The 14,805-nt window shown below is 41.8% G+C and carries 12 protein-coding genes and 1 riboswitch; of the genes, 9 read left to right on the forward strand and 3 right to left on the reverse strand.

Annotated elements, in window-relative coordinates; all coding sequences use genetic code 11:
- Positions 1-125 precede the first annotated feature (125 nt).
- From HT720_RS00460 to tig, 3 genes are all read left to right on the forward strand, one after another.
- Positions 126-1,025, forward strand: coding sequence for a C40 family peptidase (locus HT720_RS00460; RefSeq protein WP_173274390.1), 900 nt, complete (start codon positions 126-128; stop codon positions 1,023-1,025).
- A 112-nt stretch (positions 1,026-1,137) separates the two neighbouring features.
- Positions 1,138-2,316 carry an N-acetylmuramoyl-L-alanine amidase family protein gene (locus tag HT720_RS00465; RefSeq protein ID WP_173274391.1) on the forward strand — a complete coding sequence of 393 codons (1,179 nt, stop codon included), beginning with the start codon at positions 1,138-1,140 and terminating at the stop codon, positions 2,314-2,316.
- Between the two features lie 221 nt (positions 2,317-2,537).
- Positions 2,538-3,821, forward strand: coding sequence for a trigger factor (gene tig / locus HT720_RS00470; protein ID WP_023945612.1), 1,284 nt, complete (start codon positions 2,538-2,540; stop codon positions 3,819-3,821).
- A gap of 47 nt (positions 3,822-3,868) precedes the next feature.
- Here tig and HT720_RS00475 read toward each other — a convergent pair whose 3' ends face one another.
- From HT720_RS00475 to rnhC, 3 genes are all read right to left on the reverse strand, one after another.
- Entirely contained in the window at positions 3,869-6,235 is a 2,367-nt protein-coding gene (locus HT720_RS00475; RefSeq protein WP_173274392.1) for an ATP-dependent RecD-like DNA helicase, read from the reverse strand.
- A gap of 240 nt (positions 6,236-6,475) precedes the next feature.
- On the reverse strand, positions 6,476-7,090 hold the full coding sequence (lepB, locus tag HT720_RS00480) for a signal peptidase I (protein ID WP_173274393.1): 615 nt from the start codon (positions 7,088-7,090) through the stop codon (positions 6,476-6,478).
- Positions 7,091-7,093: 3 nt separating this feature from the next.
- On the reverse strand, positions 7,094-7,975 hold the full coding sequence (gene rnhC / locus HT720_RS00485; RefSeq protein WP_173274394.1) for a ribonuclease HIII: 882 nt from the start codon (positions 7,973-7,975) through the stop codon (positions 7,094-7,096).
- Positions 7,976-8,061: 86 nt separating this feature from the next.
- Between rnhC and zapA the strand changes: the two genes are divergently transcribed.
- The 6 genes from zapA (at position 8,062) to HT720_RS00515 (ending at position 14,790) form a co-directional block, all read left to right on the forward strand.
- Positions 8,062-8,364 (forward strand): cell division protein ZapA, encoded by a 303-nt coding sequence (zapA, locus tag HT720_RS00490; protein WP_000002019.1) that lies wholly within the window; start codon positions 8,062-8,064, stop codon positions 8,362-8,364.
- Positions 8,361-8,909: a CvpA family protein gene (locus tag HT720_RS00495; protein WP_173274395.1), complete on the forward strand. Its 549-nt coding sequence runs from the start codon at positions 8,361-8,363 to the stop codon at positions 8,907-8,909. Before zapA ends, HT720_RS00495 begins: the two co-directional genes overlap by 4 nt.
- 103 nt (positions 8,910-9,012) lie before the next feature.
- Positions 9,013-11,349 (forward strand): endonuclease MutS2, encoded by a 2,337-nt coding sequence (locus HT720_RS00500; RefSeq protein ID WP_173274396.1) that lies wholly within the window; start codon positions 9,013-9,015, stop codon positions 11,347-11,349.
- A 163-nt stretch (positions 11,350-11,512) separates the two neighbouring features.
- A riboswitch (glycine riboswitch) is annotated at positions 11,513-11,601 on the forward strand.
- A 90-nt stretch (positions 11,602-11,691) separates the two neighbouring features.
- Entirely contained in the window at positions 11,692-13,014 is a 1,323-nt protein-coding gene (locus tag HT720_RS00505; protein WP_050223065.1) for a sodium:alanine symporter family protein, read from the forward strand.
- A gap of 216 nt (positions 13,015-13,230) precedes the next feature.
- Positions 13,231-13,779 (forward strand): carboxymuconolactone decarboxylase family protein, encoded by a 549-nt coding sequence (locus HT720_RS00510; RefSeq protein WP_000206765.1) that lies wholly within the window; start codon positions 13,231-13,233, stop codon positions 13,777-13,779.
- Positions 13,780-13,890: 111 nt separating this feature from the next.
- A complete protein-coding gene (locus HT720_RS00515) occupies positions 13,891-14,790 on the forward strand; it encodes a TDT family transporter (RefSeq protein WP_173274397.1) in 900 nt (299 codons plus the stop codon).
- The last annotated feature ends 15 nt before the right edge of the window (positions 14,791-14,805 follow it).

The raw sequence follows: 14,805 nt of genomic DNA on the forward strand, positions 1-14,805 counted from the left end.
TATTTAGATTAACATATATATTATAAAGTATAAAAAATCCAAAAGGAGGTTAAAATCATGTCTCCGTAAATTATCAAAATAAGGTCACTAGAGCGTTAAGGAATTTTGAAGAAAGGATTTTTGTCATGAAAAAATATATTACTTATGCAGCTTTATTACTTACTTCAGGAGCTTTGTTATCAACTACTTATGTAGTTAGTGCAGAAACTACAACGTCTACCACTAAAGTGACTACATCACAAACAACTTCACAGTATACAAGCGAGAAAGAAGCAATTGATCAACTTGTTAAAGAAGGTAAAATTAAGGTTGAAGATGCAGAACAAGTTAAGTTGGTAGGATTTTCTCCTAGAGAATTAACTCAAGAAGAAAGTAATCAAGAAAAAATAGCATTTAATCAAAACCGAGATGATAAAGGAACTTGGATGCTAACAGATGGTCGCTGGTGGTTCAAATATACTTCAGGTGGGTATGCTAAACATTGGGAATACTTAGATAAGAAATGGTATTATTTTGATGATCAAGGTTGGATGAAATCAAATGAGTGGATTAACCCAGATGGTAATTGGTACTATCTTTCAAATGATGGTTCCATACTAACTGATTACAATAGAGTTAATGGGAAACCTTATTTCTTCAGACCTAACGGTGTTTGCGTAGAAAATCAGGGGCAGGCAATCGCTGAGTGTGCAGAAACCTTTGTAGGTAAAATCCCATATGTTTGGGGTGGGACAGATTTGAATAGTGGTGTAGATTGCTCAGGATTTACGATGGCTATTCATGCTAAGTTCGATATTTATATTGGTAGAACAACTGGAGAACAAGCTGAAGGAGGGAAATTTATATATAGTGGCTCACAACTTCCTGGAGATTTAATATTGTACAATGGCGACCAAGGTTCAAATCAACATGTGGGTATTTATGTTGGTGGTGGAAATGTAGTTCATGCTCCACGTCCAGGTCAATATGTTTCTTATATGAATCAATATGGAATGGATCAAAATACAATTCGTAGATATTGGTAATATTGTCTAATTTTTCACAATATTATTGACTTTGACAATGAAAAGTATTAGAATATAGCTAAATAAAGAGGGGAAACCCTCTTATAGCTATTCAATAAAGGAGGAAATGGCTATGAAAAAATCTAAATTACTTACTCTTGGTTTGCTTGCAGGTGCTGGTCTGCTTTTGTCTATCAACCAAGCACAGGCTGCAGATACTTGGGTTAAAAATGGTGCTGACTGGAATCTTTCTCAAGATGGCAGCCTAGCTAAAAATAAGTGGGTGCAAAATGCTGGCTCTTGGTATCATTTCGACGGTTCTGGTAACATGCAGACAGGCTGGTACAAAGAAGGTAATACATGGTATTCGCTCGCAGATAGTGGCGCTATGCGTACTGGCTGGTACAAGGAAGGTAGCACATGGTATTCGCTCGCAGATAGTGGCGCCATGCGTACAGGTTGGTACAAAGAAGGGTCTACATGGTATTACCTCAAAGGCAGTGGCGCTATGGCAACAGGATGGGCGACTGCAAATGGTGAATGGTCTTACTTTGAAAAATCAGGTGCTATGGTCGCAGACAGAGCTGTTCCAGCCAGCGATGGAGAAAGTTATATCATTGGTAAGGATGGCTATATGTTGACTTTAAAAAATAGCCCTTATAAAAATGATGATATTGTCCGTTTAGGTGATGGATATGAGTATCTGATTACATCAAAATTTGACGGAAATAACTTTACTGATGTTATCGTGGCTAAAAACACTTGGTATATCAAACCTGAGTTCAAGAAGTTTTCCGACAAATACGGGGATGAGGTTGCAAATACTACCTTAGCTTTAGTGGATAATAAAGAAGAAGGACAAGAAATTGATCCTAAAGCTGTTATTCGTAATTTCCAAAATCTACCAGGTCGATATTACTTTGGAGCAGATGGTCGTAGAGTATTACCACTTCCAGAGATGACAACTAGATCAGAAATCAAAAAAGTTGGCAATAATCTTTATCTAGAAGACCCAGGTGTACGACTTCGATTTGATAACTTCACAATCAATAACAATAAACTATACTATTTAGATAATGGACAAGGTAAGCTCAAAACAGGTTACTTTGTATTGATTGATGACGGTATGGCTACAACCCTCCATCACTTACTTGTATATGCAGACCAATCTGGTGAGGTTCTTAAGATGAAACGCTTGCCATCAAGATTTTCAGATTATTTTGACAAAGAAATCGATGGTTTCTATGGTCAAAAAATTAAGATTACACAGCCAAATAAGTATGAATATTACAAGGTTCTTGTGGTTAAATAATACAAAACGAATCGCCTAATGAGGGATGTGTGGGCGATTCGTTTTTTACTGTAATCAGCCATTATTAAACATCTTTTATAAGATTATATTCGAAACCTAAAGAAAACTAAGAAGAAACCGTACCTCCCCCATCATTGAAAAGCGCATTCGTTACTTGAAAAAAGTCGCTCGTTTATGTTATAATAGACTGTATTTAAAAAATTTTAAGGAGAAATGACAGAATGTCTGTATCATTTGAAAACAAAGAAACAAACCGTGGTGTCTTGACTTTCACTATCTCTCAAGACCAAATCAAACCAGAATTGGACCGTGTCTTCAACTCAGTGAAGAAATCTCTTAATGTCCCAGGTTTCCGTAAAGGTCACCTTCCACGCCCTATCTTCGACAAAAAATTTGGTGAAGAATCACTTTACCAAGACGTTATGAACGCTCTTTTGCCAAACGCTTATGAAGCAGCTGTAAAAGAAGCTGGTCTTGAAGTGGTTGCACAACCAAAAATTGATGTAACTTCAATGGAAAAAGGTCAAGACTGGGTTATCACTGCTGAAGTTGTTACAAAACCTGAAGTAAAATTGGGTGACTACAAAAACCTTGAAGTATCAGTTGATGTAGAAAAAGAAGTAACTGACGCTGACGTTGAAGAGCGTATCGAACGCGAACGCAACAACTTGGCTGAATTGGTTATCAAGGAAGCTGCTGCTGAAAACGGCGACACTGTTGTCATCGACTTCGTTGGTTCTATCGACGGTGTTGAATTTGACGGTGGAAAAGGTGAAAACTTCTCACTTGGACTTGGTTCAGGTCAATTCATCCCTGGTTTCGAAGACCAATTGGTAGGTCACTCAGCTGGTGAAACTGTTGATGTCGTTGTAACATTCCCAGAAGACTACCAAGCAGAAGACCTTGCAGGCAAAGAAGCTAAATTCGTGACAACTATCCACGAAGTAAAAGCTAAAGAAGTTCCAGCTCTTGACGATGAACTTGCAAAAGACATCGACGAAGAAGTTGAAACACTTGCTGAATTGAAAGAAAAATATCGCAACGAATTGGCTGCTGCTAAAGAAGAAGCTTACAAAGATGCAGTTGAAGGTGCAGCAATTGATAAAGCTGTAGAAAACGCTGAAATCGTAGAACTTCCAGAAGAAATGATTCACGAAGAAGTTCACCGCTCAGTAAACGAATTCCTTGGAAACTTGCAACGTCAAGGTATCAACCCTGACATGTACTTCCAAATCACTGGAACTACTCAAGAAGACCTTCACAATCAATACCAAGCAGAAGCTGAGTCACGTACTAAGACTAACCTTGTTATCGAAGCAGTTGCCAAAGCTGAAGGATTTGATGCTTCAGAAGAAGAAATCCAAAAAGAAGTCGAGCAATTGGCAGCAGACTACAACATGGAAGTTGCACAAGTACAAAGCTTGCTTTCAGCTGATATGTTGAAACATGATATCACAATCAAAAAAGCTGTTGAGTTGATTACAAGCACAGCAACAGTAAAATAATCTTAATAAACAAAAAACCCACCTGATTAGGTGGGTTTTCTTATGCACTATTTTCCAAAAATCTCTCTGAGGTCTGCGTCTGTAATCCCAATCATAGCTGGAATACTGGTCCAGTTTTCTTCGGTTAGGATGTAGGATTGTTCAGAGTTACTTGATGTGACTGTTTCAGAGACAACTGGTTGCTTTTCTTCAACATTCTCCAATAAATCACTGAAGCGTTCAATCAGATAGGTTTTTCGGGCAGTTCCAATGTGTTGGGTAGCATAATCAAAGGCCTGCAATTCACCTAGTAAGATAAGCTTGCTTTTGGCGCGTGTAATGGCTGTATAGATGAGATTGCGCTCCAGCATACGCCTACTAGCACTGGTGATCGGTAGGATGACAACAGGGAACTCACTTCCCTGTGATTTATGGATGCTCATGGCATAGGCCAGGCGAATCTTGTACCATTCGTTACGTGGGTAAGAGACTTCATTGCCATCAAAATCAATAACAATCTCGTCTTGTTTCGACTCGGTGTATTTACCAGGAATCAGGTCTGTGATGGCTCCTAAATCTCCATTAAAGACATTGATTTCAGCATCGTTGACCAAGTGAATGACCTTATCTCCCTTACGATAGTGGCACTGGGGAGCTTCAAAACTGAGTTGGTCTTTTTGTGGTGGGTTCAGGAGGTCTTGCATGAGTTGGTTGATGGCATCAATCCCTGCCGTCCCTCGGTACATGGGAGCCAGAACTTGGATATCACGGGCAGGAATGCCACTTCTGAGGGCAGCGCCTAAGATCTTTTCAATGGTAGCTGGAATATGGCCGCTAGCAATTTCAAAGTAGGAACGGTCTGCTTTTTTCTGGGTGAAATCGGCTGGCAAGATGCCCTGTCGAATTTGACTAGCTAGGGTGACGATGGTTGATTCTTCGCTTTGCCGATAAATTTTTTCCAAGCGAGTCTGAGGAATCAAAGGAATATGAAGCAGGTCAGCTAGAACCTGTCCAGGACTGACAGACGGTAGCTGGTCACTGTCTCCCACGATGAGAATTTTACTGTTAGAAGAGATGTTTGAGAAGAGTTGGTTGGCCAGCCAAGTATCCACCATGGAAAATTCATCCACGATGATAAAGTCAGCATCCAGATAATCTTCCAGATGACTGGTATCATCGTCACCTGTCATTCCCAAGTGGCGGTGTATGGTCGCGCTAGGCAAGCCTGTTAATTCATTCATGCGCCTAGCAGCTCGTCCAGTTGGAGCAGCAAGAAGAATAGGTAGGTTGCTTTTTTTTCTAAGGTCAAGTCCTTCTAAAAGGGCATAGACAGCGATGATTCCATTGATAACAGTTGTCTTACCAGTACCAGGTCCACCTGTCAGGATAAAGACCTTGTTTTGGATAGCATCGCAGATAGCTTGTTTTTGAATGCTATCGTACTCAATCCCCAGTTCTTGCTCGACAGTAGTGATATGTTTTTGAATGGTTTCTAAATCATGACTCTTCTGTTTTCCTTTTTCAAGGATACGAACCAAGTGGCTGCGGATGCCTTCCTCAGCGAAAAAGAGACTATTATCAAAGATTTTTGTATCAATCTGCTGAACCTTGTCTTCTTCGATGAGGTAGGAGAGTTCTTGGGCTACTTGGCTGGGATCCAGTTCCACGGGGCGAGAAGACTCAAGGAGAGTAAGGGTTTGTTCTAGCAAATCCCGTGCTTCAACATAGGTGTCCCCTGTTTCCATACAGGCCTGAAAAAGACTATGAACTAGACCGGCACGGAAGCGTTCAGGAGCCTGACTTTCTATGCCTAGTTCCTCCGCTAATTGGTCAGCAATGGTAAAGCCCAAACCCTTGATATCCTCAACCAGTTGATAGGGATAATTTTCAACCACATCAAGGGTTTCTTCCTTGTAAAAGTCTTGAATCTGAAAGGCTAGTTTATTGGGAATACCGTAGTTGGCCAGTTTAGCTAAAACCATCTCCGTTCCGTAGTTGAGACGGAGAGTGGAGACGAAAGCCTCGCGATTTTTGGCAGATAGTCCTGAGATACCTTCTAGCTTTTCTGGGTGTTGCAGAATTTCGTCAATGGTATTGTCGCCATAGGTGTCCACTATTTTCTGAGCTGTCTTGAGACCAATCCCCTTGAAATGGCTACTTGAAAAGTACTTAACCAGACCCTTGCTAGTTGGTTTTGCTCTTTCATAACGGCTGATTTGCAGTTGCTCCCCATACTTGGAGTGCTGGACAATTTGCCCCCAAAAAGTATAGTCTTCTCCCTCAATCACATCAGCCATGGTGCCAGTAACAATGATTTCAAAATCATCAAAATCCTCTGCGTCCGTATCTTCGATTTCTAGGAGGAGGATGCGATAAAAATTGCTGGGATTTTCAAAAATAATCCGTTCAATGGTTCCTGAAAAATAAACTTCCATAAGATTCCTTTGCATAAATAGGTGAGAGTTAATACTCTTCGAAAATCTCTTCAAACCATGTCAGCTTCGCCTTGCCGTATATATGTTACTGACNNAACCTGCGGCTAGCTTCCTAGTTTGCTCTTTGATTTTCATTGAGTATAACTTTGTTTCTATCTTAATCAAACTGGATAGTGAATAATCATATTCTCACGATAGAAGAAGAGGCTGAGATTCTTGATTCTCGGCCTCTTAGGATTTTTAAAATGTTCCGATACGGGTGATTGGCCAGAAGCGGAATTTAGCTTCCCCTGTGATATCTTTTGCTTTAAAGGTACCTACATGGCGGCTGTCGCTCGAAACCAAGCGGTCATCTCCGAGGAGAAGGTATTCTCCTTCTGGGACAGTAAAGCTAAAGTTGGTATTATAGTTGACATCAACTGTGAAGGCTTGGGCTTTTTCAGCAATACTTCTAAAGAAAGTTCCTTTATTTCCTTCAAATCCCTTTCCTGAGTAAGTGCTTTGGAGTTTGTCATCCTTGAAGCGTTTGATGTAGTCAGCTAGGTAAGGTTCGTACGTCTCTTTATCATTGATGTAAAGTTTATCATTTTCGTAACGGATGGTGTCGCCAGGCATTCCGATAACACGCTTGACGATATCCTTATTGCCATCTTCTTCATGGGCCACCACGATATCAAAACGGTCAATAGGGAGGTGCTTAACGACAAAGAGAATTTCGCCATCTGCTAGGGTAGGATCCATGGAATGTCCTTCTACGCGGACATTACTCCAAAAAAAGATACGGCTCAAAGCTAGTAATGACAGAATCAGGAGGAATAATCCCCACTCTTTTAGGAAATGTTTAAATGAATTCATAATTTACCTTTCTAAGCGTTTTTTCGCTTTTTCAGTATTTTTAAAGTGCAGTTTGGCGCAGAAATTGAGTCCCTGCATACCATAGGCTTGCAAAATTTGGCTAGCTACCTTATCAGAAGTCGTTCCAGCTCCACTTGGAAGTTGATAACCCAGTTCTCGTCCCAGATTTTCAAGATTTTCCAGAAAGAGATCACGCGCAATGATAGAAGAAACTGCGACAGCCAAGTATTTTCCTTCAGCCTTTTCTTCTAAGCTGATAGGATTGCTGAAACGATTGGCCTCTTGTGCTAAGTACTTGTCATAATTTTTAGCACTGGTAAAGGCATCAATCACAATTTTCTCAGGCTGAACACCTTTTTGAAGGAGGAGATAGATAGCCTGATTATGGAGGGCTACCTTAACCGAAACAGCATTGTAGCGGTCTCCGATGACCTCGTTGTACTTACTGGGTGAGAGAAGCAGTGCCTGGTGCTGGATTTTTTCTTTGAGGATAGGAGCAATCTGACGAATCTTTTGGTCGGTCAGAGTTTTAGAATCTCCCACACCGAGTTTTCGCAAGAAGGCATGCTGGTCGGGTGTGACAAAGGAAGCCACAACTGCAAGCCCACCAAAGTAGGAACCATTTCCAACCTCATCTGTCCCAATCAAAGGGAAATTTTGTCCGCTGGTTTCCTCTACAACTTGATAGCCAAAGAAACTGGCGTATTTCTCAGCTCCTTCACCCTGAAGCAAGACCTTTCCAGAAGTATAGATAGAAACCGTTGCCTGAGGCAGTCTCAAAAAGTAGCGGATATAGGGATTCTTGCTGGGAGCTAGACTGGTTTGATAGTGTTCAAGAAAAGCCTGAATCTCCTTTTCACTTGGTGTGAGTGTTATACTTGCCATAGTTTCTATTGTACCATAAAAGCAGGCAAATTTGTAAAAACTGACAAAATTAGCGAATTTTGGTATAATATCGTGAGGTGAATTTTATGGCAAATCTAAATCGATTCAAATTTACATTCGGGAAAAAATCATTAACCTTGACAAGCGAGCATGATAATCTCTTTATGGAGGAAATCGCCAAGGTTGCGACAGAAAAATACCAAGCAATTAAAGAACAAATGCCTAGTGCAGACGATGAAACCATCGCTCTTTTGTTGGCAGTTAACTGTTTATCAACTCAACTCAGCCGTGAGATTGAATTTGACGATAAGGAGCAAGAATTAGAAGAACTCCGTCACAAGCTTGTGACTTGCAAGCAAGAACAGAGCAAGATTGAGGATTCCTTATGATTTCACTCTTTCTTCTATTGGTCTTGGCTTGGGGGTTTTATATCGGCTATCGGAGAGGCCTGCTCTTACAAGTTTATTACCTGATTTCAGCCATGGCATCGGCTTTTGTGGCTGGTCAGTTTTATAAGGGACTGGGAGAGAAATTTCATTTGTTGCTTCCTTATGCAAATCCGCAGGAAGGTCAGGGAACTTTCTTTTTCCCATCGGATCAACTCTTTCAGTTGGATAAGGTCTTTTATGCAGGTATCGGCTACTTACTTGTATTTGGGATTGTTTATAGCATCGGTCGTTTGCTTGGTCTCCTCTTACACTTACTTCCTAGTAAAAAACTGGGTGGCAAGTTGTTCCAAGTTTCAGCAGGTATCTTGTCCATGTTGGTGACCTTATTTGTCTTGCAAATGGCCTTGACTATCTTGGCGACCATTCCCATGGCAGCTATACAAAATCCTCTTGAAAAGAGTATCGTCGCAAAACATATCATCCAGAGCATACCAGTAACAACCAGTTGGCTCAAACAAATCTGGGTGACAAATTTAATCGGATAAAAAGGGCAGGAATTTTCCTAGCCCTTTGTTTACAGATTTGACTCGAATCTATCAGAATATAAAAAGCTACCACACCTAGACATTCAAAGACAAGGAAATAAAGATGAATAAGAAAATATTAGAAACATTAGAGTTCAATAAGGTCAAGGCCTTGTTTGAACCCCATTTGTTGACCGAGCAGGGCTTGGAGCAATTGAGACAGCTGGCTCCGACTGCTAAAGCAGATAAAATCAAACAGGCTTTTGCTGAGATGAAGGAGATGCAGGCTCTTTTCGTAGAGCAACCGCATTTTACTATTCTCGCAACTAAGGAAATTGCAGGAGTCTGCAAGCGGTTGGAGATGGGAGCAGACCTCAATATCGAGGAGTTCCTCCTCTTGAAGCGCGTGCTTCTTTCTAGCAGAGAACTGCAAAGTTTTTATGCCAATCTGGAAAATGTCAGTTTGGAAGAGTTAGCCCTTTGGTTTGAGAAATTACACGATTTTCCGCAATTACAAGGAAATCTCCAAGCCTTTAATGATGCAGGTTTCATTGAAAATTTTGCCAGTGAAGAATTGGCGCGCATCCGTCGAAAAATCCATGACAGCGAGAGTCAGGTACGCGATGTCTTGCAAGATTTGCTCAAGCAAAAAGCGCAGATGTTGACAGAAGGGATTGTTGCCAGCAGAAATGGCCGTCAGGTTTTACCAGTCAAAAACACCTACCGCAATAAGATTGCAGGTGTTGTTCATGATATTTCTGCTAGTGGAAACACCGTCTATATCGAACCCCGTGAGGTGGTCAAACTGAGCGAAGAAATTGCTAGTTTGCGAGCAGATGAGCGCTATGAAATGCTTCGCATTCTCCAAGAAATCTCGGAGCGTGTTCGCCCTCATGCGGCTGAGATTGCCAATGACGCTTGGATTATCGGCCATCTGGACTTGATTCGTGCCAAGGTTCGTTTTATCCAAGAAAGGCAAGCAGTCGTTCCTCAGCTGTCAGAAAATCAGGAAATTCAACTGTTCCATGTATGTCATCCTTTGGTCAAAAATGCCGTCGCAAATGATGTCCATTTTGGTCAAGATTTAACAGCGATTGTTATTACAGGTCCCAATACAGGTGGGAAGACTATCATGCTCAAAACTCTGGGCTTGACGCAGGTCATGGCTCAATCCGGCTTGCCGATTTTAGCAGATAAGGGAAGTCGTGTGGGTATTTTTGAAGAAATCTTTGCTGATATTGGCGATGAGCAATCTATTGAGCAGAGCTTGTCTACCTTCTCTAGCCACATGACCAATATTGTGGATATTCTTGGCAAGGTCAACCAGCATTCGCTCTTGCTCTTAGATGAGTTGGGGGCTGGTACAGATCCCCAAGAGGGAGCCGCTCTTGCCATGGCTATTCTGGAGGACCTTCGCCTGCGTCAAGTCAAGACTATGGCGACGACCCACTATCCAGAACTCAAGGCCTACGGTATTGAGACAGCCTTTGTGCAAAATGCCAGCATGGAGTTTGATACTGCAACTCTACGCCCGACCTATCGCTTTATGCAGGGAGTTCCTGGACGAAGCAATGCCTTCGAAATCGCTAAACGTCTAGGCCTATCTGAAGTTATCGTAGGGGATGCTAGTCAGCAGGTTGATCAGGACAATGATGTCAATCGTATTATTGAGCAGCTGGAAGAGCAGACGCTAGAGAGCCGCAAACGCTTGGACAATATCCGTGAGGTGGAGCAAGAAAATCTCAAGATGAACCGTGCTCTCAAAAAACTTTACAATGAGCTCAATCGTGAAAAGGAAACCGAGCTTAACAAGGCGCGTGAACAGGCTGCTGAGATTGTGGACATGGCCCTAAGTGAGAGTGACCAGATTCTCAAAAATCTCCACAGTAAGTCCCAGCTCAAACCTCATGAAATCATTGAAGCCAAGGCCAAGCTGAAAAAATTGGCTCCTGAAAAAGTGGACTTGTCTAAAAACAAGGTCCTTCAAAAGGCCAAGAAAAAACGTGCTCCAAAGGTGGGAGATGATATCGTTGTTCTCAGTTATGGACAGCGTGGTACCTTGACCAGTCAACTCAAAGATGGTCGCTGGGAAGCCCAAGTTGGCTTGATCAAGATGACCTTGGAAGAAAAAGAATTTGACCTCGTTCAAGCCCAGCAAGAAAAGCAAGTCAAGAAGAAACAGGTCAATGTGGTGAAACGAACTTCTGGACGAGGACCTCAAGCCAGACTGGACCTTCGAGGCAAGCGCTATGAAGAGGCTATGAATGAGCTAGATGCCTTTATCGACCAAGCCCTGCTCAATAATATGACCCAAGTCGATATCATCCATGGTATCGGAACAGGTGTCATCCGTGAAGGTGTCACCAAATACCTACAAAGAAACAAGCATGTCAAGAGTTTTGGCTATGCCCCACAAAATGCTGGAGGCAGTGGTGCGACTATTGTGACTTTTAAAGGATAGCAGTATTCTGGACTTTATAAAGTAAAAACTGTTGAACTAATTTTTACTAATAAACACATTGACAAAAGCCAACATTTTTTGTAAAATAAGAATCAATTAAATACCAACACCGAATGAAGTTTAATAGAAGTGGGGAATCGTTTGATTTTCCATGACTGTAAATGGACGGAACTCTGGAGAGACCGTAAAGGCACCGAAGGGGCAAGGCAGGCAACTGCTCAAACTCTCAGGTAAAAGGACAGAGCTAGGATAGACCGCTTTTTAGCATTTATCTAAGCATTCCAGAGTACATGTATCTTGCATGTGCTCTTTCTTTTGGGGTTGAAACGATAGGAGAAGGAAATGTTAGAATTGCTTAAATCAATCGATGCTTTTGCTTGGGGACCGCCCCTCTTGATTTTATTAGTCGGAACAGGGATTTACCTAACTATTCGGCTAGGACTCTTGCAGGTTTTGCGTCTGCCCAAGGCCTTTCAGCTTATTTTTATCCAGGATAAGGGACATGGTGATGTATCTAGTTTTGCAGCTCTGTGTACAGCTTTGGCATCAACCGTTGGGACAGGGAATATCATAGGGGTTGCGACGGCTATCAAGGTTGGGGGACCAGGAGCCCTCTTTTGGATGTGGATGGCGGCTTTCTTTGGAATGGCTACAAAGTATGCGGAGGGACTCTTGGCCATCAAATACCGCACCAAGGACGACCATGGTGCAGTAGCGGGAGGTCCCATGCACTATATCCTTCTAGGGATGGGAGAAAAGTGGCGTCCCCTTGCTGTTTTGTTTGCAGTAGCAGGAGTACTGGTTGCTCTCTTGGGAATCGGAACCTTCACCCAAGTCAACTCGATTACAGAATCTATCCAAAATACAACGGCTATTTCGCCAGCCATCACAGCTCTCGTCTTGTCTGTCTTTGTAGCGATTGCAGTCTTTGGTGGACTCAAGTCCATTTCAAAGGTTTCAACTACTGTTGTTCCTTTTATGGCTATCATTTATATTTTGGGAACTCTTACAGTTATTTTCTTTAATATTGGGAAAATCCCTGCCACAATCGCTTTAGTCTTTACCTCAGCTTTTAGTCCCCTTGCTGCGGTAGGTGGATTTGCTGGTGCTAGCGTTCGGATGGCTATTCAAAATGGTGTGGCGCGTGGTGTGTTCTCAAATGAATCTGGTCTGGGTTCTGCTCCCATTGCAGCTGCTGCGGCTAAGACAAATGAACCAGTAGAGCAAGGTTTGATTTCTATGACAGGAACCTTTATTGATACTCTCATTATCTGTACTCTGACTGGTTTGACCATCTTGGTGACTGGTGTTTGGAGTGGTGACTTAAATGGGGTTGCCTTGACTCAGTCAGCTTTCTCAACAGTCTTTTCACACTTTGGGCCTGCCCTTTTGACCATCTTCCTTGTACTTTTTGCCTTCACAACGATTCTAGGTTGGAACTATTACGGAGAACGCTGTTTCGAGTTCCTCTTTGGTGTTCGTTTTATCTGGCTCTACCGTGTGGTCTTTGTGCTCATGGTCTTGTTGGGAGGATTTATCGAGTTGGATATGGTTTGGATTATCGCAGATATTGTCAATGCCTTGATGGCTCTGCCAAACTTGATTGCCCTATTAGTCTTGTCGCCAGTCGTTATTGCTGAAACTAAAAAGTATTTTGATAAATAATGAAATCACACAGCTCGTGTGATTTTTTTGCCTATAAATGATTTTTATCAAGCTGATATATAATATATATTATGCAAGTGATTGGAAGTGTGATAAACTAATATACAACGAAAATCTTATGAGAGAATAAAGCTTTATCTTAAATAAACTTAGGAATCAGGATTTTATAAGATTTTCCAATAATACTAGTGTCAATAACAAGAAAAGAGGTATCTTATGACAACATTTACAATCCATACAGTAGAATCAGCACCAGCAGAAGTGAAAGAAGTTCTTGAGACAGTAGAAAAAGACAACAATGGCTATATTCCCAACCTAATCGGTCTTTTGGCCAATGCCCCGACTGCTTTAGAAGCCTACCGAACTGTCGCATCTATCAACCGTCGCAACAGCCTGACACCCGTTGAGCGTGAAGTGGTGCAAATCACGGCAGCCGTGACAAATGGTTGTGCCTTCTGCGTCGCAGGTCATACAGCTTTTTCCATCAAACAAATCCAGATGAATGATGACTTGATTCAAGCTCTTCGCAATCGTACTCCAATTGAGACAGATCCTAAATTGGATACCCTAGCTAAGTTTACTTTGGCAGTTATCAATACCAAGGGTCGTGTAGGAGATGAAGCCTTGTCTGAGTTTTTAGAAGCTGGTTACACTCAACAAAATGCTTTGGATGTGGTTCTTGGTGTCAGCCTAGCAAGTCTCTGTAACTATGCCAACAACCTAGCCAATACCCCAATTAACCCAGAATTGCAACCTTATGCTTAATTTATATCTGAGTAAAAAATGAAGTCTGAAATAATCGGACTTCGTTTTTTTAAGTCCTCATTTAAGCGCTTTTATGCTATACTGAAACTAACATGATTATTGGAGGTTAGGATGAAAAAACTCCCCTTGGTATTTTCTGGTTGTTTGCTAGGTTTGGCAGGAGCTGGAAATCTCGTTTTAGATACGTTGCCGGTTCTGTCCCATCTTTTTAGTCTGACAGGTTTGATTTTGTGGATTTACTTTCTGATTTTGCATCTCTTTAATTGGAAGGAAACCAAGCAAGAATTGACCAAGTCTCCTCTTTTGTCAGGAATGGCGACCTTTCCCATGGCTGGGATGATTTTATCGACCTATGTCTTTCGCGTCTTCCCTCATCTTCCTTTGGTTGCGCAAGGACTCTGGTGGTTTTCATTTCTCTTGGATTGGGCCTTGATTGCTGGTTTCACCATCAAGTTTGCCTGTCCAGGTCGGAGGGTTCATGCGACTCCAAGCTGGACGGTACTTTATGTGGGGATAGCAGTAGCAGCCTTGACCTATTCTCTTGTAGGCATCATCGAAATTGCCTATGCGACCTTGAGTTTTGGTTTTCTCCTAACCTTCTATCTCTATCCCCTTATTTATAGCGATTTAAAGAAACATCCACTCCCACTAGCCTTGCTTGGACAAGAAGGAATCTATTGCGCTCCCTTCTCTCTACTCTTGGCTTCTCTAGTTCGAGTTGGAGGAGAGAGTCTACCCACTTGGCTCTTAATCGTTATGATTTTGGCTTCTCAATCCTTCTTTTTCTTTGTTTTAACTCGCCTACCCAATATTTTAAAACAAGGTTTTCAACCAGCCTTCTCAGCCCTCACCTTCCCGACCATTATCACAGCTACTTCGCTTAAGATGGCTCAGGGACTCTTGAAACTTCCATTTTTGGATTATTTGGTACTGGCTGAAACCGCTATTTGCTTAATTATTTTAATCTTTGTATTAGGCGCATATCTGAATTGGTTACGAAAAAAGGTCTAGCTAGAAATAGCTAAA

Origin of the sequence: Streptococcus sp. 68, from assembly GCF_013277415.1 — a bacterium.
In the GTDB taxonomy this organism is placed as follows: Bacteria; Bacillota; Bacilli; order Lactobacillales; family Streptococcaceae; genus Streptococcus.